Source organism: Actinoalloteichus caeruleus DSM 43889 (assembly GCF_000429185.2).
Classification (GTDB): domain Bacteria; phylum Actinomycetota; class Actinomycetes; order Mycobacteriales; family Pseudonocardiaceae; genus Actinoalloteichus_B; species Actinoalloteichus_B caeruleus.
This window is the reverse complement of the sequence record NZ_AUBJ02000001.1, coordinates 3,505,164-3,525,959: the sequence shown is the minus strand read 5'-3', so window position 1 is coordinate 3,525,959 and position 20,796 is coordinate 3,505,164. Positions and strand designations below refer to the sequence as shown.

Sequence of the window (20,796 nt, the reverse complement as noted above, 5' to 3'; positions counted from 1 at the left end):
CTCGCCCGCCGCCGTCCTGTCCGGCCTGGTGGTCGGTCAGCCGACCGCTCGTCGCCGGTAGAGCACGGCCGCCAGCGGTACGGCCACCGCGGTGATCGCGGTCCACCAGATGACGGCGGCCACGCCGGCCCCGTCGGCGGGCACTCCCAACAGCAGTCCCCGGACGGCGTCGATGACGAGGCTGATCGGCTGGTTCTCCACGAAGACCCGCAGGGCGGTCGGCATGGTCTCCGGGGGGACGAAGGCGCTGCTGGCCTGGGGCAGGAAGAGCAGGATCGTCCCGTAGCCGCTGGCCGCGTCCACGCTGCTGGCCAGCAGCCCCAGCAGGGCCGCCAACCAGGCGAAGCCGAGCGCGAAGAGGACCAGCAGGCCGATCGCGAGCAGCCATTCCAGCACGCCGGCGGACGGGCGGAACCCGACCAGGAGCCCGACCAGGATGAGGGTGGTCAACGAGATCAGCGCACGGGCCACCGTGGCCACGACGTGGCCGACGAGGACCGCCGAGGCGGGCATCGGCAGCGACCGGAACCGGTCCACGATCCCGTTCGTCATGTCCTGGCTGACCGAGCTGGTGGTGGACATCGCGCTGATGCCGACGCCGATGGCGATGACCCCGGAGATCAGGTAGTCGACGTAGGCGCCTCCGGTGTCGATCGCACCGCCGAAGAGGTACCGGAAGATCAGCAGGATGCTGGTGGGCACGGCGACCGCGAGGACCACCTGTTCCGGACTGCGCCTCAGGTGCCGCAACCCCCGCCCGACGAGGACGGCGCTCGCCGAGGTGGCTCGGCGGACCGGGGAGGGCAGCGGCGGGGCCGGGGTGAGCCAGGGCATCGTCTGAACGCTCATCGCCGTGCCTCCACGGGGGCCGGGCCGGTGGACGCGCGGTCCTCGGTCAGGGAGAGGAACACGTCGTCGAGGGTGGGTTTGCTGACCTCGAAGTCGGCCACTCGCACGCCGGCGTGTCCCAGCCGGCCGATCAGGTGGCCGAGTTCGTCGACCCCGTCGACCGGGACGCTCAGCCTGGTTTCCCCGGTGTCCCGTGCTGCCTCGGATGGGAGCAGGAGCCGCGCCGCGTGGTGCCGTTCGGCCTCGGTGGCGAAGGACAGGTCGAGACGCGCGGTGCCGATCCGCCTCTTGAGCTGGTCGGACGTGCCCTCGGCTGCGATCCGCCCGCCGTTGATGAGGGCGACCCGGTCCGCCAGTTGGTCGGCCTCCTCCAGGTACTGGGTGGTGAGCAGGATCGTGACCCCGGAAGCCAGCAGTTCGCGGACGGTGTCCCAGAGGCTCACCCTGCTCCTCGGGTCGAGCCCGGTCGTCGGTTCGTCGAGGAAGAGCACCGGCGGACCGCCCAGCAGGCTGGCGGCCAGGTCGAGGCGTCGCCGCATCCCACCGGAGTAGGTGCGGACGGGTCGGTCGGCGGCCTCGGTCAGGTCGAAGCGTTCGAGCAGGTTCTGGGCGTCCCGGCGGGCGGCGCGACGGTCGAGGTGCCGCAGGCGACCCATCATCACCAGGTTCTCCCGCCCGGTCAGCAGGTCGTCGAGGGTCGCGTACTGACCGGTCAGGCCGATGGATCTGCGGACGGCGGCCCCCTCCGTCACGACGTCGTGGCCGTTGACGGTGGCGGTGCCCGAGTCGGGCTGGAGCAGGGTGCTGAGGATGCGGACGGTGGTGGTCTTCCCGGCGCCGTTGGGGCCGAGCAGGGCCAGCAGCGTTCCGCGTGGCACGCGGAGGTCGACGCCGTCGAGCACCTGGGTCGACCCGAGGGAGCGGCGCAGGCCGCTCGCCTGGATCGGAAAGGCGGTGGTGGTCATGTGGTGTCCCCGTGAGGTGTAGGGAGGCGGGTGACCCGCCGGAGAGAAACTGTGTACGTCGCACACTGTTGTGTGTATTTCATACACAGTTTTAGGATCGTCGTCAACCGACGTGATGGGTGGGCGATGACAGCGGACGGCGAGGACGCGCGGCCAAGCAGCCTGGAACTGCTCTGGCGGGACCAGATGGCACGACCGTCCCGGGGGCCGAAACCGAGGCTGAGCCTGACGAAGATCGTCGCCGCCGCCATCGCGGTGGCGGACGCCGAAGGGCTCGACGAGCTGTCGATGCAGCGGGTCGCGGCCGAACTCGGCTACAGCACGATGTCGCTGTACCGGTACCTCTCCGGCAAGGAGCAGCTGATCGACCTCATGGTCGACGCCGCGACTGCCGGCCCTCCCAGTGGGGCGGGCGCGCCCGGCGGCTGGCGGGAGGAGGTGGAGATCGTCTCCCGGGGCCTGGTCGACCTCTACGGCCGGCACCCGTGGCTGGTCCGGGCCCAGCTGAACACGCCGCCGATGGGTCCCAACCAGCTCGCGTGGATGGAGGAGCTGTTGCGCGCACTGGGCGGCAGCGGCCTGAGCGAGGAGGAGACCCTGCTCACCGCGCTGTTCCTGACTGGCGCGTTGCGCGACCTCTCCCGGATCAGCCTCGACCTGGGCAGTGCCCGTGCGGGCGACCCCTCCGGTGAGTCCGCCGCCCACATCCAGAACTACGCCGCCACGCTGGGCGCTGTCGTCGACCCCCAGCGGTACCCCAACCTGGTGCGCCTCATGTCGGCCGGGGTCTTCGAGGGCGGTGATGAGGGGCGCCCCGAGGACACCGGGAGCGCCATCGACTACGGGTTGGCCCGGATCCTCGATGGTGTCGAGGCGCGCGTCCGCGCGACACGCCGCGGCTCCGACCAGGAGGTCTGACCCGCCTCGTCGACCTCGGTGACCCGGTCGCGCCCGCCGGGGGGTCCCGCGTGTCCGCGTGACCGGGGTCGGGCTCCGGCGCGGCTCCGCCCGGCACGTGGTGCGTTCCTCCGGCTGGGCTGGCGGGGGGCGCCCGTTCCCGACGGGGCCCTCGATCGCGGGTTCCCGGGACGGCGTCGGCCCGCCCCCTGTCCCCGTGGGGCGGTTCTTGCCTGGGTCCCCCGTGGCGGTGGGGGGTTCGTCGGTCGTGGCGGGAACCTCTCGCCCACCCGGAGGGTCCGGGCTCCTGTCGGCATGGTGGCCCCGGGGGTTCTCGCGGTCAGTGCGCGCGCTTCCGTCGCAGGTCAGCGGCCTTCTCCTGGTGGTGGAGCCCCTTTCGTCGGTCGCACGCCGGGAATCGTCCTTGTCGTGTCTACTCCTCATGTGGTTCACTACATGAGTAACGAACCCAAGGACGCCGGAGGACGTACGTGTTCGATGACCGGAGTCCGATCTACCAACAGATCGCGGACAAGATCAAAAACGACGTGCTCTCCGGAGAGCTCTCGGCGGACACGCAGGTCATGTCGACCAACCAGTACGCGGCCTTCTACCGGATCAACCCGGCGACGGCGGCCAAGGCCTTCCGCCAGCTGATCGACGAGGGCGTGCTCTACAAGAGGCGGGGAATAGGGATGTTCGTCAGCGGGGAGGCCAGGCCGGTGCTGTTGGCCCAGCGCCGGGAGCGCTTCTTCCGGGAGGTCGTCGACGTGATGCTGGCCGAGGCGCGGGTCCTCGGCATCTCGCTCGACGACGTGGTGCGGCACATCGAGACCGGAAGGGGGACCCAGAAGTGACCTACTCGATCGAAGCCCGGGACCTGCGGCTGGACTACCGGGGATCCCCCGCGCTGCGCGGGATCGACTTCCGCCTCGCCGGAGGTGGGATCTACGGCCTCATCGGACGCAACGGCTCCGGGAAGACCTCGCTCTTATCGCTGGTCGCCTCCCTCGCGAAGCCCACGGCCGGCACCCTGCTCGTGGACGGGGAGGACCCGTTCGAGAACCCGAGGATCATGCCGGACGTCTGCCTGGTCCAGGACCGGATCAAGGACTCCGGTGACGAGATATGGAAGGTCGGGAGCTTCCTCCGGACCGCCGCCGCGCTGCGCCCCCGCTGGGACCAGGAGTACGCGGACCGCCTCGTCGACCTCTTCGAACTCCCGCGGCGGAAGCGGATCTCCTCGCTCTCGCTGGGGAAGAGGTCGGCGCTCAACATCATCGTCGGGCTGGCGTCCCGGGCGCCGGTCACGATCTTCGACGAGGCCTACGTCGGGCTGGACGCGCCCTCCCGCTACGCCTTCTACGACGAGGTGCTCGCCGACTACATGGCCCATCCCCGCACGGTGATCATGTCCTCCCACCTCGTGGAGGAGGTGGACTCGTTGTTCGAGGAGGTCCTCATCCTCGACGAGGGGCGACTGCTCGTGCACGAGGACACCGACGACCTCCGGAGCCGGGGAGTCAGCCTGACCGGGCCGGCCCAGGCCGTCGACGACCTGCGCCACGGCCTCACCGTCCTCAACGAGCAGGTCCTCGGCGGTACCAAGTCGATCACCGTCTACGGGGACCTCGACGAGGACGCCCTCTCCCGTGCCAGGGCGGCCGGCGTCGAGGCCGGACCGGTGCGCCTCCAGGACCTGTTCGTCCACCTCACCCGGAAGGACCGGCGATGACCACCACGACCCGACGTAGCCCCGCGCTCACGGTCACCCGCCTGGTCGCTCCCACGATGCTGTGGATCAGCGCCCTCTACCTCGCGATCGCCATCGCCGTCTTCACGGTCATCGCCTACGTGGAGCTGGGCCTCGGCGAGCGGACCGACGAATCCACCAGCCACGCGGAGCTCCTGGCCAACAGCTCCCCCCGCTTCTTCCTCGGCTCGCTCGCGCTCATCGTCACCAGCACCCTGCTCGCGCACTACCTGCCGATGGGAGTGACCCGCCGCCAGCTCTTCTGGGCGGGAACCACCCTGGCCCTCGGTGGCGCTGCCGTCGCCGCGGCGGTGATCGCCGGCCTGTTCCTCGTCGAGTGGTTCGTCCTCGACGGGACGGGCATCCCGATCACCTACCGCACCCCGCACCTGTTCGACGGCTCGACCCAGGTGGGCACGGTCTTCCTGGAGCACTTCATCGCCCTGGCCGCCTTCATGGTCCTGGGTTGGTTGATCGGCTCCGTCTTCGGCAGGTACGGCGGTTGGGGCGGGCTGGGACTCCTGCTGCCCTGCCTGCTGCTCGGGCTGCTGCCCGAGGCGTTGCTCGGCGTCGGCTGGGTCGGCCAGGCCTACGACGCGCTGGGCATCGAACCACTCCCCACGGCGGCCAGCGTCCCGCTGGGGATCGCCGCGGTCGCCGTGATGCTCCTGCTCAACCACCGGCTGATGCGGGACATGCCGCTGCGCCGGCCGACCTCCTGACACCAACCGGAACCACAGAGACGAGAGGGTGAACCATGACGGTGATCGACATCAGGGGTCTCCGCAAGAGCTACGGCGGGCGGGCGGTCGTCCACGACGTCGAGTTCAGCGTGGAGGAGGGGGAGATCTTCGGCATCCTCGGCCCGAACGGGGCGGGGAAGAGCACGAGCGTGGAGTGCCTGACCGGGCTGCGCGAGCGGGACGGTGGCGCGGTGAAGGTCCTCGGTCTCGACCCGGCTCGGGACCGGCAGGCCGTGCGGGAGCGGGTTGGCGTGCAGCTCCAGGAGAGCCGGTTGCCGGACAAGATCACCGTCGCCGAGGCGATGCGCCTCTACAGCTCCTTCTACCCGAATCCCGTCGACTGGCGGGACCTGGTGGACCGGCTCGGCCTCGGGGACAAGGTGAACTCCCGCTTCGGGAAGCTCTCCGGTGGCCAGAAGCAGCGCCTCTCGGTGGCGCTGGCCCTCGTCGGTCGGCCCAAGGTCGCGGTTCTCGACGAGTTGACCACCGGACTCGACCCGCAGGCCCGCCGGGACACGTGGGGGCTGATCGAGAGCATCCGGGACTCCGGGGTGACCCTGCTGATCGTCACGCACTTCATGGACGAGGCCGAGCGGCTCTGCGACCGGCTCGCCGTGATCGACGCCGGCCAGACGGTGGCCATCGACACCGCCGCGGGGTTGGTCCGCCGGTCCGGGCTCCCGCACCGCATCCGGTTCCGGGCGGTGGGGGAGCAGGTGGAGGACCTCGTCGCCCAGCTGCCGACGGTCAGCGGGGTGGAGCGGCGCGGTGAGCACCTGGTCGTCGTCGGCGGCGAGGACAGCCTGACCGAGATCTACGAGGCCCTGCACCTCAGGGGAGTCCGGGTGACCGACCTGCGGGTCAACCAACCCGGTCTCGACGACGCCTTCGTGGAACTGACCGGCGCCGACCGCGCCGCCGCCTGACGAACCACCCGTTCCGCACCTCCCGCCACCAACGCTCCGGCCCGCTCCCGGCCCGTGGTCGTCAGCACCGACCCCCGGGAACTCCTCCCGCCCCGCTGTCGGAAACCCGACCGGTAGGCGCACCGGCCCCCGGCCCCGGAGAACGGCGGGTCGCCCGCTCCCGCCTCGACATCCTGGTCGTCCGCCGAACGGCCGCTCAGCCGCCCGCCGCCCGCGGTCGGGCCGCCGGCTCGTCCCAACGTCCGTCCGGCGCGATCACCGCGCCACCACCGCTCACGTTCTCCTGGGGGACCACCATGTCCGCTGTCCGGACCACCGTCACCACCGAAGTCCGCCTCTTCCTCCGCGATCCCGTCGCGGCCGGGTTCGCCCCGATCTTCCCCGCGCTGCTGATGGTCCTGATCGGTCTGATCCCGTTGGGGGACGAGGACTTCGGGGGACGCGCGCTCATCGACATCTACGCGCCGATCGCGATCAGCATGGGCGTCGCGATGACCGCGCTGGTCAGCCTGCCCACCTTCATGGCCACCTACCGGGAGCAGGGGGTGCTCCGCCGGCTGTCGGCGACGCCGGCCCGGCCGTCGGTCGTGCTGGCGGCGCAGGCCGCCGTCAACTGCGGGGCGGCGGCCGTGTCGATCATCCTCGTCCACCTCGTCGGCGGCCTCGCGTTCGGGCTGAGCGCCCCAGGGACCCTCGTCGGTTACCTCCTCGTCCTCGTCCTGGGAATCGGCTGCCTGATGTCGCTGGGCCTGGTGTCGGCCGCGCTGTGCTCGAACGGCCGCGTCGCCTCGGGCGTGGGCAACGCCCTGTTCTTCCCGATGGCGTTCTTCGCCGGGACCTGGACCCCCGGGCCGGCGATGCCCGACCTGGTGCGGGCCATCAGCGACTTCGTCCCGCTCGGCGCCCTGGTCCAGGCCCTCGACGCCACGGTGGTGGGCGAGTGGCCGAGCCCGCTGCACGTGGGGGTGCTCATCGGGTGGACGGTCCTCGGGAGCGTGGTGGCCGCCCGGTTCTTCCGCTGGGCCTGATCCGGTGGGCGGGCGGCTGGTTCCGGGGTGGTCGGGGGCCGGAACCAGCCGTGGCGTCGCCGTGGGCGCGCCGGGTCCGGCCCGCCTCCCCCGGCCCCGATCCCGATCCCGCGCCCGACCGCGGGGTCAGCGTGGCCGGGGGAGGAGCAGGCGTGCCAGGGCGTTCCTCGGCGTCGCCAGCCGGTCCGCCTGGGCGACCCGGGACAGCAGGTGCGCGCCGGCGGCCACCCGTTGCGCGGGCCGGCGGCGCGCCCGGTCGTAGGCGCGGAGCCCGGCCGGGACATCCGATCCGTCGCCCACGCTGTCGGCCAGCGTGACGGCGTCCACCAGGGCCTGGCAGGCGCCCTGCCCCAGGTTGGGGGGCATCGCGTGCGCGGCGTCCCCCACCAGCGCCACCCGGCCGGCGACGAAGGACCGCAGCGGTGGGCGCAGCTCGTAGAGCCGGTTGCGCAGGATGGTCTCGCCGTCCATCGCCGCCAGCAGTTGGGGGACCGGGTCCGGCCAGTCCCCGAAGAACTGGCGGACGTGGGCCAGGTCGTCGGGCGGGGGCGGCGCGTCCTCGGGGCCGCGAATGGTGGCGTACCAGTTCGTCCTGCCCGGGGAGATGCCCGTCAGGCCGAACAGCGACCGCCGCCCCCAGATCTCACCGTGCCCCTCGACCTCGATGGGTGCCACGCCCCGCCACGCGACCCCCCCGGCGTACCGCACCTCGGTGCGGTCGCCGAAGAAGGCCGGCCGGACGACGCCGCGGATGCCGTCCGCGCCGACGAGCAGGTCGCAGTCGGCGAGCAGCGCGCTCGGGTCGTCGATCTCGGCCCCGAACCGGACGATGCCCTCGGGGACCGCCGCGTTGAGGGTGGCCAGCAACGTCGGCCTGGCGACCAGCACGGTCGGCAGGCCCGCGCGTCGTTCCATGCGTTCGGCGTCGGTGCCTCCCAGGACCCTGCCGGTCGAGGAACGGAGGACGAACGAACCCTGCCGGACCGCGACCCGCCGCAGCTCGTCCACCACCCCCAGCCGTTCCAGGGCCCGCTGCGCGGCGGGCCACATGCCCAGTGCGGTGCCCTCGGGGCGGTGGGCGTGGTCGCGTTCCCACACCGACACGTCCCACCCGCGATGTCCCAGCGCGGCGGCGCAGGCCAAGCCCGCGATGCCGCCGCCCACGACGACAGCTCGTCTTCCCATGCCCGTAAACTACACCTGTAGTGAGCAGTGGTGCGCGGGGATCCGGGAAGCGGCGGTCACCGTCCGGTGGCCACCGACACCGCAGCGGCTCGCGGGCGTGGACGTCCCGCTTCCCGAGCGGGGTGGCGGCCACCCGGAGCGGTGGCGGCCCGCTCCGCCTGCGACGCTGGCTCGTCACGAGAGGCCACGGGAGGAGTGAGGAGCGAGGTGGCGGAGGCCAGGGCGGTCCGACCAGGGAACCCCGACGGCGGGGCACGGGGGGCGCCTCCCCCGCCGCACCGACGGGCGGATCCCTCGTCCACCCGGCGGGACCAGGTGTTGGCAGGGGCGGTCCGGCTGCTGGCCGGGGGCGGTCCCCGGGCGCTGACCCACCGCGCGGTGGACGAGGCGGCCGGTCTGCCCGCCGGTTCGACCTCGAACCTGTTCCGCACCCGCGACGCTCTCGTCGCCGGGGTGCTCGACCACATCCTCGCCGAGGAGGAGGCACTCGTGGCGGGGGCCGCCGGAGCCCAGGCCCCGGCCACCCCCGACCAGCTCGTCGCCTACCTGGTCGGGTTCCTCGACCAGATGCTCGGCGTCGGACGTGACCTCACCCTCGCCCGTCGGGCGCTGTTCGCCGAGGCCGGGGTCCGCCCCGAGGTGAGACGGGAGATCACCGAACGCACCCGGTTCTTCTGGGAGCTGGGCGGCCGGTGGCTGCGCGGGCTCGGCGCGCCGGACCCGGAGCGCCGCGCCCGGTTGTTGCTGGCCATGATCGACGGGATCATCACCGAGCGGCTGGTCCGCCCCGAACCCCCGCTGGACGTCGAGGAAGCGGTGGAGCTGGTGCTGCGCGGGATCCTGTCCACCCCGTGACCGGGCACGGCCACCCGGGGAGCCGGGCGGCCCGGCCGAACCCGACCCCGGGCCGTCCCGCGCACCCACCGCCACCAGCACCCCCTGGCCCGGCGGGCCGGCTACCGCCACGAGGGCAGCCACAGCTCCGCGTTCCACCGCCACGGCGTGATCGGCTCACCCACCAGCACCGGCCACAACCACACGAAGTTGGCCACCACCAGTCCGACGTAGAGCGCCACCACCAGCAGGCCCGTGCCACGCCGTTCCGTTCCCCGGCGCGCCGGGCCGAGGATCTGGCCGAGCACCAGGGTCAGACCGAGCACCAGGAACGGCGCGACCGGGGTGATGTAGAAGAAGTACATCTGGCGGTCCAGGTTCGAGAACCACGGGAGCCAGCCCGCCAGGTAACCGACCAACACCGCCGTGTACCGCCAGTCGTAGCGGGTGACCGCCCGCCACAACGCCCAGGCCAGCATCGGGAACACCAGCCAGTACATCGCCGGCGTGCCGATCAGCATCAGCGCGCCCACGCACTCGTCCTGCCCGCAGCCGGTCACCGAACCGTCGTAGTAGTAGAGCATCGCCCGCAGCCCCATCGGCCACGTCCACGGCTTCGACTCCCAGGCGTGCGGGTCGTCCGGGTCGGTGACCAGGCCGTTGTGGAAGTCCAGCACGCTGCCGCTGTTGAACCACAACGCCCGCAACGCGTCGGGGACGAACCAGAAGGCGGACGAGGTGCCGACCCCGTCGCCGACCGCGTGCCGGTCGAAGGCCGTCTCCGACCCGAACCAGGCCCACCAGGTGGCCAGGTAGGTGGCGATCGGCACCGCCACGAACGCCCACAGCCCGGGTCCGAGATCCCGACGCGCCGCCCCGAGGAAGGGCCGGTCCACCCCGGCGGCCCGTCGGGCCGTGTAGTCCCAGAACACGCAGAGCACCGCGAACGCGGCCAGGAAGTACCCGCCGGACCACTTGACCCCGCAGGCCAGGCCGAGCAGCACACCCGCGCCGAGCCGCCACCACCGCACACCGAGCCGGGGGCCCCAGACGCTGTCCCCGGTCCGCCCCTCCCGCACGACGACCGCCAGGCGATCACGGACCTGGTCGCGGTCCACGAGCAGGCAACCGAACGCGGCGAGGACGAGGACCGCGAGGAAGATGTCCAGCATCCCCACCCGCGACTGCACGTGGCTCACCCCGTCGGCGATCAGCAGCACCCCCGCGATCCCACCGAGGAACGTCGAGCGGGTGAGCCGGCGACCGATCCGGACGATCAGCAGGATCGACACGGTCCCGGCGACGGCGGCGCTGAACCGCCAACCCCAGGCCGTGTACCCGAACAGCCACTCCCCGACCGCGATGAGGTGCTTGCCCAACGGGGGGTGCACGATGAGCCGGTAGCCGGGGTTGTCCTCCACCCCGCCGTTGCGCAGCACCTGCCAGGCGTGCGGCACGTAGTGCTTCTCGTCGAAGATCGGCGTGCCCTGGTCCGTCGGGTGGCCGAGGTTCCAGAAGCGGATCACCCCGCCGACCAGGGTGAGGGTGAGCGCCACGACCCAACCGCGCAGGCGGTCGGCGGGCATCGGCCGGTTGAGCCTGGCGAGCGCCGTCTCACGACCACCGTCGGGCGGTTCCACCGGCGGGATCTCACCCACGCCCACCACCCCCTCACCGGCGGGCGACGGGGTGGCCGTGGTGTGCGGTGCGGGGACGCTCACGGCGCCGATCGTAGGCTTGACCAAGTGGGCAACATATCCGGAACCGGTCGACTCGTTCTCGCCGCTACCCCGCTGGGCGACGCCGGCGACGCCTCCCCGCGACTCGTCGCCGCGCTGCGAACCTCGGACGTGGTGGCGGCCGAGGACACGCGGCGGCTGCGCGCCCTCGCCAGCACCCTCGACGTCGTCCCGACGGGGCGGATCGTCAGCTACTACGACTCCGTCGAGGCCGCCCGCACGCCGGGCCTGGTCGAGACCGTCCGGGACGGCGGCACCGTTCTCGTGGTCACCGACGCCGGCATGCCCAGCGTCTCCGATCCGGGGTTCCGCCTGGCCAGTGCCTGCGCCGAGGCCGGGTTGCCGGTGACCTGCCTGCCGGGGCCCTCCGCGGTGACCACCGCCCTCGCGGTGTCCGCCCTGCCCTGCGACCGGTTCTGCTTCGAGGGGTTCCCACCGAGGAAGACCGGGGAACGCGGCCGGTGGCTGTCCGCCCTGCGCGAGGAACCCCGCACCACCGTGTTCTTCGAGTCCCCGCACCGCCTGGCCGACACCCTGGCGCAGGCGGCGGAGCTCCTCGGGGCGCAACGTCCGGCCGTCGTCTGCCGCGAGCTGACGAAGACGCACGAGGAGGTGCGGCGGGGCGGTCTCGGGGAACTCGCGGCGTGGGCGGAGGCGGGAGTGCGGGGCGAGATCACCGTCGTCCTCGGCGGCGCCGAGGCCACCGGCGTTCCCGATCCGGCCAGCCTCGTGGGCGCGGTCGAGGAACGGGTGGCGGACGGCGAGCGGCTGAAGGACGCGGCCGCCACCGTCGCGTCCGCCACCGGGGTGGGGAAGAAGGAACTCTACGACGCCGTGCTGCGCTCCCGACGCGGCTGATCCCGCCGGCGCCGGGCGATATCGCGGCCCCACCCGAGCCCCCGGCCCCGAGGGTGGACGCGATGACGAGGGCCGGTGTCGGTCCACCGCACCCCTCGTGGATCCGTCGTCCTCGACGCCGGCGACTCCCGGCCCGCTCGCCCGGCCCGGGCCCTAGCCGGTCGGCCCACTCGGCCCGGTCGGCCCACTCGGCTCGTCCGGCCTGGTCGGCGGTGTGGACACGACGACCGAGCCCGCATGCCGTGGGCGGCCGGCCGATCTCCGCACGGACCGCGCCGGCTCCGGGTGGTCCTCCCCGACCCTCCCGAACCGCGGTCGACCCGACGTCCGGCCCGCGCCGGCCGCGGCGCGAGCCGGTCGGGAGACCGGAGCCGGAGCGGGGCCGGGCCAGGGCCAGCCGGCGCGAGGACGACCGACCCGGTGCCGGCACCTCGGCGGGGAACGCCGTGGTGCGCCCGCGAGGCCAGGCCGAGGGCAGCGGGGCGGGTACCCGTCCGGCGGCCCGACGGCGGCCAGGCGCGCGGCCACCCCGAGGCGGGGCGGCGATCAGGAACCGCCGTTCCGACCGGCCGGGTCGGAGCGGGGCCAGGAGGGGAGCACCGCCCGGAGCCCTGGGGCCGAGGCGATCTCGGCCGGGAGCGCGCCCGGAGGGCCGAGCGGGAGGACGCGGGGCCGGCCCTTCCTCAGGAGAGGTCGCGGAGGACAGCCCGGCCGTCCTCGGTGAAGGCCATGCCCGGGTTGTGCACGACGTCCCACCGGAAACCCTCCGGGTCGGCGACGTAGGCCTGGTAGCCACCCCAGAAGGCGTGCTCGGCGGGGCGGACCAGCGAGCCGCCGGCGGCGACGAACCGCTCGACGACCGCGTCCACCTCCGCCTCGCTCCCCACGTTGCACCCGAGGGTGAACCGACCGGGGCCCTCCTGCTCCAGGGGCGCGCCGCCCAGGTCCTCGGCGAGTTCGGCGACGCCCCACAGGCTGAGCAGCAGGCCGTGCCCGACCTGGACGAACACCGTGTCCTGGATGTCGGCGACCACCTCCCAACCCAGGCCGTCCCGGTAGAAGCGGCGCGCCCTGTCCAGGTCGCTGACGCCGAGCGTGACCACGGTGAGGTGCTGCTGTGCCATGACGTTCCGTTCCTTCCGCGCTGTCGCCCTCCGTGCGGGGCGACAGCGAGGCTAGGCGTGCCCGGGTGGCGTGTCGTGAACGAAACGGACATCCCGGCCGGATTCCCGTGAGCGGGTGACGGCGACCCCGGCGCACGCGGCCGGATCCGCCGACCCTCGGGAGGGCGGGCGGGCCGGCGGCGGGCGAACCACCGCCGGGGGCGGCGAGGGGCGGGTCGCGCTCCGGCCTGACCTCACCCCCGGACCTCGGACCGCTCCTGGTCCGCCAACAGCGCCAGCAGCGGTGCGGCCTTGGTGCGGCACTCCGCCCACTCCACCGCCGGGACGGAGTCGGCGGTGATCCCGCCGCCCACCCCCAGCGCCAGCTCGGCGCCACCCGGGGTGGGCGCGTACTCCAGGGTGCGGATCGCGACGTTCAGTTCCATCCCGGCCACCGGCGACACCAGGCCGACCGCCCCGCAGTAGACCTCACGCGGCGTCGCCTCCAGTTCGGCGATCAGCTCCAGCGCCCGGACCTTGGGCGCTCCGGTGACCGAGGCCGGCGGGAAGGTGGCGGCCAACAGCTCGGCGTCGGACACGCCCCGGCGGAGCTCGCCCACCACGGTGGACACCAGGTGCCACACCCCCGGGTGGGGTTCGACGCCCAACAGGGAGGGAACGGTGACACTGCCCGGCTGGCACACCCGGCCCAGGTCGTTGCGGGCCATGTCGACGATCATCACGTTCTCCGCGACGTCCTTGACCGAGGCCCGCAGCCGGCCCGCGTTCCCGTCGTCGGCGGGGCCCCGGCGGGGCAGCGTGCCCTTGATCGGACTGGTGCGCACCGTGCGGCCCCGGCGGGCCAGGAACAGCTCGGGGGACAACGACACCACCGCGCCCCAACCACCGGACAGGTAGGCGGCCCGCGCCGGCGCCAGGGTCGACACCCCCCGGACGAACAGCTCCAACGGGTCGCCCTGGAAACCAGCCCTGATCTCGGTGCACACGTTGGCCTGGAAGACCTCACCCGCGCCGATGGCGGCCAAGGCGCCGAGGACCGCCCCCTCGTGCCGTTCCGCTCCCGGTAACCGGACCGGGCTCCTCGCCGGTGGACCGGCCATCCCCGGATCGTCGCCGTCGCCGTCGCCCCGCACCGGGCACCCGTCGGCCCGGACCACCTCGGCCAGCTCGGCGGCCAGCGCCACCGGCTCCTCCCCGCCCGCCGGGACCAGTGCCTCGAACCACCAGTTCCCGTCCTGGTCGAGGCGCAGCACGTGGTCCGCGTACCCCCACACCGCCGCCGGCATCCGGCGGGCCCGGTCCCAGACCCCCGGGTCGGTGAGGCCGTAGCCCAGGTAGCCGAACCAGCCACCGCCCACCACCCCGGCGGGCAGCCCCGGGTCCTCGGTCACCGGCCAGGTGACCGGCCGGTGGAACGCCTCGGCCGGCGGCACCGGCTCCAGCCGCACCGACGGGGCGATCACCGCCGCCGACCCGAACCAGTCGCCGCTCAGGGCGGCGGGCCCCGGCGTCCCGCTCCTCGTGGCCCGCGCGCCGAGCGCGTCGAGCACCTCACCGGGCGTCGTTCCGCCCGGCACGTCCCAGCGCCACGCCACCGTTCGCACGACGGCCCATCCAACCCGGCGCGCCCACCGAAACCAAGCGGGGGTGACCGGCGCGACGGCCCGGGGAGGGGTGAGCCCCGGCCGTTCCGGTTCCGCCGGGCCGATCCGCCGACCCTGGCGGCGCGTCCGGCCCGCGCCGCCGGCGGGGCGGTGTCGTCACGACGTCCGCCCCGGCACCCGTGGGGGCCGGGGCGTCACGCGTCCGTAGGCTGAACGCATGAGTGCCCCCGTTCTGACCGCGGTGGCCTGGCCCTACGCCAACGGCCCCCGCCACATCGGTCACGTCTCCGGCTTCGGTGTCCCCTCCGACGTCTTCTCCCGCTACCAGCGAATGGCCGGGAACCGGGTGCTCATGGTCTCCGGCACGGACGAACACGGCACGCCGATCCTGGTCCAGGCGGACAAGGAGGGTCTGACGCCCAGGCAGACCGCTGACAAGTACAGCCGGATGATCGCCGAGGACCTGCGCGGTCTGGGCATGTCCTACGACCTGTTCACCCGCACGACCACCGGCAACCACTACCAGGTGGTGCAGGAGATCTTCCTGGCGCTGCACCGCAACGGTTACGTGACCGCGCGCACCACCACCGGCGCGGTCAGCCCCTCCACGGGACGGACGCTGCCCGACCGCTACATCGAGGGCACCTGCCCGATCTGCGGGTACGACGGTGCGCGCGGCGACCAGTGCGACAACTGCGGCAACCAGCTGGACGCGGCCGAACTGATCAACCCCCGGTCCAGGATCAACGGGGAGAAGCCCGAGTTCGTCGAGACCGAACACCTCTTCCTCGACCTGCCCGCCTTCACCGAGACCCTCGGGAAGTGGTTGACCACCAGGACCGACTGGCGGCCCAACGTCCTGAACTTCACCAGGAACCTGGTCGACGACATGCGACCCCGGCCGATCACCCGCGACCTCGACTGGGGAGTGCCGGTGCCGCTGGACGGCTGGCGGGACCAGCCCCTGAAGCGGTTCTACGTGTGGTTCGACGCGGTCATCGGCTACTTCTCGGCGAGCGTCGAGTGGGCCCGTCGATCCGGGGACCCGGACGCGTGGAAGGCCTGGTGGACCGACCCGAAGGCCCAGGGCCACTACTTCATGGGCAAGGACAACATCACCTTCCACGCCCAGATCTGGCCGGCCCTGCTGCTGGGGCACAACGGGACGGGGGACAAGGGGGGCAACCCCGGTGCCTTCGGTGAGCTGAACCTGCCGGACGACATCGTCTCCAGCGAGTTCCTCACCATGAGCGGCTCGAAGTTCTCCACCTCGCGCGGCACCGTCATCTACGTCAACGACTTCCTGCGGGAGTTCGGCCCGGACACCCTCCGCTACTTCATCTCCGTCGCCGGCCCTGAGACCCAGGACACCGACTTCACCTGGGAGGAGTTCGTCCGGCGGACCAACTTCGAGCTGGCCAACGAGTGGGGGAACCTGGTCAACCGTTCCGTGGCGATGGCGGCGAAGAACGTGGGCGCCGTCCCCGCACCGGTGGCCCCCACCGCCGAGGACGAACAGCTCAAGTCCCTGGCCAGGGGGGCGTTCGACGTCGTCGGCGGCCACCTCGCCCGGTCCCGCTTCCGGGCGGCGGCCACCGAGGCGATGCGGGTGGTCAGCGCGGCCAACAAGTACCTCTCCGACCAGGAGCCGTGGAAGCGCAAGGACGACCCGGAGCGCAGGGACACCATCCTGCACACCGCGCTCCAGGTGGTCTCGGACGCCAACACCATGCTGACGCCGTTCCTGCCGCACTCCGCGCAGCGGGTGCACGAGCTCCTCGGCGGGAGCGGTGTGTGGGCGGCGCAGCCCGAACTGCGGGATGTCGAGGACCTCGACGTGCCCGGCAGGGAGTACCCGATCCTGACCGGCGACTACGCGGCGGAGCAGGCCAGTTGGGAGTCCCGGGAGATCCAGCCGGGAACCCCGTTGAGCAAGCCGAGCCCGCTGTTCTCCAAGCTCGACCCGGAGCTGGGCGAGACCGGCCCGGAGTGGGCTCCGATCTCCTAGGGCGACCAGGCGCGACGCACGACGAGGCGGGACGGCGGCCACGGCACCGTCCCGCTTCCGCCGTGCCCACCGTCGGCCCGCCGCCGCATCCGTCCCGTGGAAAGGACCACGCCGTGAGTGACCGTCGCCAGCCACCGCCTGTCCCGGAACGCCTCGCGGCGGACACCGTCGACGCGCACACGCACCTGGACGCCTGTGGGGCGCGGACCGCCTCCGAGGTGGCCGCGATGGTCGACCGGGCCGCCTCCGCCGGCGTCACCCGGGTGATCACGGTCGCCGACGACCTCGGCTCGGCCCGGTGGGCGGTGCGGGCCGCGCACTGGGACCCCCGGGTGTTCGCGGCCGTGGCCCTGCACCCCACCCGCACCGCCGAGTTCCCGGAGCCGGTCCGCGAGGAACTGGCCGCGCTGGCGGCCGACCCGAGGGTCGTCGCGGTGGGGGAGACCGGGTTGGACTACTACTGGGACTACTCGCCACCCGCCGCGCAGCTGGCGGCGTTCCGCTGGCACGTGGCGCTGGCCAAGAGCGTCGGCAAGCCGCTGATGATCCACGACCGGGAGGCCCACGAGGACATCCTGCGGGTCCTGGAGGAGGAGGGGCCGCCGGAGCACGTCGTCTTCCACTGCTTCTCGGGGGACGAGGACTTCGCGCGGCGGTGCGTCGACGCCGGCTACGTGTTGTCCTTCGCCGGCACCGTCTCCTTCCGCAACGCGCGCGACCTGCACGCCGCCGCGGCGCTGGTGCCCGAGGACCAGCTGTTGGTGGAGACCGACGCGCCGTTCCTCACGCCTCACCCGTTCCGGGGACGGCCGAACGAGCCCTACTGTGCCGCCTACACCGTGCGGGAGCTGGCACGACTACGTGGTGTGACCGAACTGGCGGTCGCGGCGGCCGCGAACCGGACGGCGGACCGGATCTTCGGGTTGAAATCGGTCACGGAACCGACGTCCACTAGTGCGAACGAGTGAATTTTTGGGTGATCGCGAGCACAGCCCAGGTTGATCTCTTGGCCCCCACGCCGAATGCCGTTACGGTCCCGAGATCGTAAGCCGGGATGGGGACACCGAGGTGGCTCCGCCGACGTGCGCGGTGCACGCCTACCAGGCGTCACCGACCGCCCCGCCTCGCGCGACACCCGTGGCGGGCGGGCGGACGGCGCTCCGCCGCGTCGCGGGACAACCGGTCCAGTCGTGGTTCTGGCGTGGCCGACGGCCACGCGTCGGGGTTGAGGGACGAACCGCAACGACCCCAGAAACACCTTGAGCCGCCCCTGCCCGGAGGCACGAAGGCTGGACGACAGGTGAACAAACGCACGTTTCTGCGCGCGGTGATCGTCGCTGTCCTGACCGTCCTGATCGGTGGTTCCGGTACCGCGATCGCGATGGACAAGTCCATCACGCTCACGGTGGACGACGAACAGCGGATCGTCCGCACCTTCGCATCGACCGTGGCCGGCGTCCTGGCCACCGCGGGCTTCGAGGCCGGCGAACAGGACGCACTCGCCCCCGCGGCGCAGGCGACCGTCGTCGACGGAAGCCAGGTGGTCCTCAAGCGCGGCCGACTGCTCACCCTCCGAGTGGACGGCGAGGAGCGCGAGGTCTGGACCCACGCGCTGACCCTGGACGACGCCCTCAACGAACTCGGCATGCCCACCAACGACGCCGAACTCTCCGTCGACCGGCACCAGCGCATCCCCCTCGACGGGATGACGGTCGACCTGAAGACCTCCAAGCTCGTCACGCTCCTCGACGGCGCGGAGGACCCCCGCCAGGTGGCCACCACCTCGGCCACCGTCGGGGAACTGCTGGCGGACCAGGGGGTCGCGCTGGAGGGCGACGACGAGGTCACGCCCCCCGCCGACACGAAACTCGTCAACGACCTAACCATCGAGGTCACCCGGATCCGCTCCGAGGAACGCACCGAGGAGGTCGAGATCACTCCCGACGAGGAGCGGATCGACGACCCGGAGATGGAGAAGGGTGAGGAGGAGGTCGAGGAGGAGGGCCGCCCCGGGCTGCGCGAACTGACCTACCTGGTGACCCTCGTCAACGGCGAGGAGACGGAACGGGAGCAGATCCGCGACGAGGTGATCCGCGAGGCCGAGAACAGGGTCGTGCGGGTCGGCACCAAGCAGCCGCCGGCAGCGGATGCGCCCCCGGTGCAGGACGGAGGGGTCTGGGACCGCCTCGCCCACTGCGAGTCCACCGGCAACTGGCAGATCGTCAGCGCCAACGGGCTCTACTACGGCGGCCTCCAGTTCAGCAAGCCCACCTGGGACGCCTACGGCGGCCAGCAGTACGCCAACTACCCCAACGAGGCGTCCCGAGAACAGCAGATCGCCGTCGCCACCCGGCTCCGCGACGCGAACGGCGGCAGCTACGGCTCGTGGCCGGGCTGCGCCGCCAAGCTGGGGCTGCCCACGTGATGACGTAGTGTCTCGCGGAGTGAACGACGATCCGCGCGGCGGAACCCCGGCCGGGTCGAGCGCGCTGCTCGGCCCGGCCGACGTCCGTCGGATGGCAGAGCAGCTGGGCGTCCGGCCCACCAAGAAGCTGGGCCAGAACTTCGTGCACGACGCCAACACGGTGCGCCGCATCGTCGGCGCCGCCGACCTGCGTCCCGACGACGTCGTGGTCGAGGTCGGCCCGGGGCTCGGCTCGCTCACGCTCGCCCTGCTGCCCGCCTGCCAGCGGGTGCTGGCCGTCGAGATCGACCCGGTGCTCGCCGACCGGCTGCCGCGCACCGTGGCCGACCGCGCCCCCGAGCTGCGGGACCGGCTCACCGTGCTCCACGAGGACGCCCTGCGCGTCACCGGCGACCAGCTCGCCGGGGCCACCGCGTTGGTCGCCAACCTCCCCTACAACGTGGCCGTCCCGGTGGTGCTGCACCTGCTCGCGGAGGTCCCCACCCTGCGCACCGCCCTGGTCATGGTGCAGGCCGAGGTCGCCGAACGCCTCGCCGCCGGCCCCGGCAGCCGCGTCTACGGGGTGCCCAGCGTCAAGGCCGCCTGGTACGCCGACGTCCGGCGGGCCGGCACGATCCCCCGGGGTGTCTTCTGGCCGGTGCCCAACGTGGACTCCGGGTTGGTCGCCCTCCACCGCCGGGACTCCCCGACCGGCGTCGACCGCGACGCGGTGTTCCGCGTGGTCGACGCCGCCTTCGCGCAACGCCGCAAGACCCTCCGCGCCGCCCTGGCGGGCTGGGCCGGCTCCGCCGCCCGCGCCGAACGCATCCTGCTCGCCGCCGACGTGCCGCCGGCCACCCGGGGCGAGCAGCTGCCGGTGGACGGCTTCGTCCGCATCGCCCGCGCCGAACGCATCCTGCTCGCCGCCGAGGTCGGCTGAGCGCCACGCCCACCGGACCGGGCGGCCGCTGCTCGGCCGGTCCACTCGCCCGTGGTCCCGGGTGGCGGGCCCGGGTGGCACGTGCCACCCCGGCCCCGGTTCGACCGGCGGTCCCGGTGCCCGCCGTGGCCGCCGGGAGCGGCTCGGCGCTCGAGGCTCCCCGAACCCCGGTCAGTCGCGGCGCAGGCTCGCCTGGATGCCGTCCAGCAGGCAGCGCAACGTCCACTCGACGTGGTCGTCCAGGTCGTTGTCGGTGGTCGCGCCGACCCACCGGGAGAAGGCCGGGTAGCGGCCACCGGCCGTGACGGACGACAGGTAGGGCCGCACCGAGTCCCGGAGTTCGGCCTCGTCGGCCAGCCCGCTGGACCGGCGCATCCGGGTCTCCTCGGCGAGCTGGAGCGCCGAGCCGATCAGGTGGCCGTCGAGGGCCGCGGTGATGCGGGTGAGTTCCCGTGCCGGGAGGCCGAGGGGTTCCAGCGCCGCCAGCCGGAAGTCCAGGTAGCGCAGGGCGTTCGGGCCGAAGGGTGGCCGCAGGTGCACGAGTTCGCCGAACCAGAGGTGCCGCCGGATCACCGACCAGGCCCGGTGGCAGAGCGGTTCCAGCTCCGACCGCCAGTCGCCGACCGGTTCGTCCGGCACGGGGATCTCCCCGTAGACGGCGTCGATCATCAGGTCGACGAGGCCGTCCTTGCTGCCCACGTACCGGTAGAGCGACATGGGGGTGGACGAGCCCAGCTCGGAGCTGACCCGGCGCATGGTGACGGCGGCGGCGCCCTCGGCGTCCGCGACCGCGACCGCGGCCCGCACGATCGCGGCCCTGCTCAGCGTGGTCGTCGTCCGGCCCGGCGGCTCCGGCAGGGTCCATACGAGCGCTCCGGGCTGTCCGGGTACCGCGTTGCTCAAGGGACACCTCCTTCGCGCGCATCTAACCATTGGTGT

At 72.9% G+C, this 20,796-nt stretch carries 19 protein-coding genes; 12 read left to right on the top strand and 7 right to left on the bottom strand.

Going from position 1 to position 20,796, the window contains the following annotated elements; all coding sequences use genetic code 11:
- Positions 1-36: 36 nt before the first annotated feature.
- Positions 37-849, bottom strand: a complete 813-nt coding sequence (locus G443_RS13605) for an ABC transporter permease (RefSeq protein ID WP_030104261.1) — start codon at positions 847-849, stop codon at positions 37-39.
- The gene (locus G443_RS13600; protein WP_035273264.1) at positions 846-1,814 is read right to left on the bottom strand and encodes a daunorubicin resistance protein DrrA family ABC transporter ATP-binding protein; all 969 of its coding nucleotides are present in this window, start codon (positions 1,812-1,814) and stop codon (positions 846-848) included. Before G443_RS13600 ends, G443_RS13605 begins: the two co-directional genes overlap by 4 nt.
- A 126-nt stretch (positions 1,815-1,940) precedes the next feature.
- On the opposite strand from G443_RS13600, the gene G443_RS13595 reads away from it, so the two are divergent.
- From G443_RS13595 to G443_RS13570, 6 genes are all read left to right on the top strand, one after another.
- Positions 1,941-2,732, top strand: a complete 792-nt coding sequence (locus G443_RS13595; protein ID WP_026417430.1) for a TetR/AcrR family transcriptional regulator — start codon at positions 1,941-1,943, stop codon at positions 2,730-2,732.
- 470 nt (positions 2,733-3,202) lie between these two features.
- Positions 3,203-3,568: a GntR family transcriptional regulator gene (locus G443_RS13590; RefSeq protein ID WP_026417429.1), complete on the top strand. Its 366-nt coding sequence runs from the start codon at positions 3,203-3,205 to the stop codon at positions 3,566-3,568.
- Positions 3,565-4,446: an ATP-binding cassette domain-containing protein gene (locus tag G443_RS13585; protein ID WP_026417428.1), complete on the top strand. Its 882-nt coding sequence runs from the start codon at positions 3,565-3,567 to the stop codon at positions 4,444-4,446. The genes G443_RS13590 and G443_RS13585 overlap by 4 nt, the downstream gene beginning before the upstream one ends.
- On the top strand, positions 4,443-5,186 hold the full coding sequence (locus tag G443_RS13580) for a hypothetical protein (protein WP_026417427.1): 744 nt from the start codon (positions 4,443-4,445) through the stop codon (positions 5,184-5,186). The genes G443_RS13585 and G443_RS13580 overlap by 4 nt, the downstream gene beginning before the upstream one ends.
- 35 nt (positions 5,187-5,221) lie before the next feature.
- Positions 5,222-6,133, top strand: coding sequence for an ABC transporter ATP-binding protein (locus G443_RS13575; protein WP_026417426.1), 912 nt, complete (start codon positions 5,222-5,224; stop codon positions 6,131-6,133).
- A 296-nt stretch (positions 6,134-6,429) separates the two neighbouring features.
- Positions 6,430-7,161: an ABC transporter permease gene (locus G443_RS13570; RefSeq protein WP_026417425.1), complete on the top strand. Its 732-nt coding sequence runs from the start codon at positions 6,430-6,432 to the stop codon at positions 7,159-7,161.
- Between the two features lie 126 nt (positions 7,162-7,287).
- Here G443_RS13570 and G443_RS13565 read toward each other — a convergent pair whose 3' ends face one another.
- Positions 7,288-8,346: an FAD-dependent monooxygenase gene (locus tag G443_RS13565; protein WP_026417424.1), complete on the bottom strand. Its 1,059-nt coding sequence runs from the start codon at positions 8,344-8,346 to the stop codon at positions 7,288-7,290.
- A gap of 195 nt (positions 8,347-8,541) precedes the next feature.
- On the opposite strand from G443_RS13565, the gene G443_RS13560 reads away from it, so the two are divergent.
- On the top strand, positions 8,542-9,201 hold the full coding sequence (locus G443_RS13560; RefSeq protein ID WP_245588676.1) for a TetR/AcrR family transcriptional regulator: 660 nt from the start codon (positions 8,542-8,544) through the stop codon (positions 9,199-9,201).
- Between the two features lie 101 nt (positions 9,202-9,302).
- Here the strand turns inward: G443_RS13560 and G443_RS13555 are convergent, their stop codons facing one another.
- The gene (locus G443_RS13555) at positions 9,303-10,925 is read right to left on the bottom strand and encodes a dolichyl-phosphate-mannose--protein mannosyltransferase (RefSeq protein WP_103055766.1); all 1,623 of its coding nucleotides are present in this window, start codon (positions 10,923-10,925) and stop codon (positions 9,303-9,305) included.
- Between G443_RS13555 and rsmI the strand changes: the two genes are divergently transcribed.
- Positions 10,926-11,777, top strand: coding sequence for a 16S rRNA (cytidine(1402)-2'-O)-methyltransferase (gene rsmI, locus G443_RS13550; protein ID WP_026417421.1), 852 nt, complete (start codon positions 10,926-10,928; stop codon positions 11,775-11,777).
- 683 nt (positions 11,778-12,460) lie between these two features.
- On the opposite strand, the gene G443_RS13545 is transcribed toward rsmI, so the two are convergent.
- Both G443_RS13545 and G443_RS13540 read right to left on the bottom strand, forming a co-directional pair.
- Positions 12,461-12,901 (bottom strand): VOC family protein, encoded by a 441-nt coding sequence (locus G443_RS13545; protein ID WP_026417420.1) that lies wholly within the window; start codon positions 12,899-12,901, stop codon positions 12,461-12,463.
- Between the two features lie 233 nt (positions 12,902-13,134).
- Positions 13,135-14,496 carry an aminodeoxychorismate synthase component I gene (locus tag G443_RS13540; RefSeq protein ID WP_051313459.1) on the bottom strand — a complete coding sequence of 454 codons (1,362 nt, stop codon included), beginning with the start codon at positions 14,494-14,496 and terminating at the stop codon, positions 13,135-13,137.
- A 226-nt stretch (positions 14,497-14,722) separates the two neighbouring features.
- Here G443_RS13540 and metG point away from each other — a divergent pair, with 226 nt between their 5' ends.
- The 4 genes from metG to rsmA all read left to right on the top strand — a co-directional run bounded on the left by metG (position 14,723) and on the right by rsmA (position 19,857).
- Positions 14,723-16,513, top strand: a complete 1,791-nt coding sequence (metG, locus tag G443_RS13535) for a methionine--tRNA ligase (RefSeq protein ID WP_026417418.1) — start codon at positions 14,723-14,725, stop codon at positions 16,511-16,513.
- 113 nt (positions 16,514-16,626) lie between these two features.
- Positions 16,627-17,481 carry a TatD family hydrolase gene (locus G443_RS13530; protein ID WP_026417417.1) on the top strand — a complete coding sequence of 285 codons (855 nt, stop codon included), beginning with the start codon at positions 16,627-16,629 and terminating at the stop codon, positions 17,479-17,481.
- A gap of 332 nt (positions 17,482-17,813) precedes the next feature.
- Entirely contained in the window at positions 17,814-18,938 is a 1,125-nt protein-coding gene (locus tag G443_RS25055) for a resuscitation-promoting factor (RefSeq protein ID WP_162147266.1), read from the top strand.
- A gap of 91 nt (positions 18,939-19,029) precedes the next feature.
- Positions 19,030-19,857, top strand: a complete 828-nt coding sequence (gene rsmA / locus G443_RS13515) for a 16S rRNA (adenine(1518)-N(6)/adenine(1519)-N(6))-dimethyltransferase RsmA (RefSeq protein ID WP_051313457.1) — start codon at positions 19,030-19,032, stop codon at positions 19,855-19,857.
- A gap of 171 nt (positions 19,858-20,028) precedes the next feature.
- Here the strand turns inward: rsmA and G443_RS13510 are convergent, their stop codons facing one another.
- Positions 20,029-20,760, bottom strand: coding sequence for a TetR/AcrR family transcriptional regulator C-terminal domain-containing protein (locus G443_RS13510; RefSeq protein ID WP_035273259.1), 732 nt, complete (start codon positions 20,758-20,760; stop codon positions 20,029-20,031).
- Between the last annotated feature and the right edge of the window lie 36 nt (positions 20,761-20,796).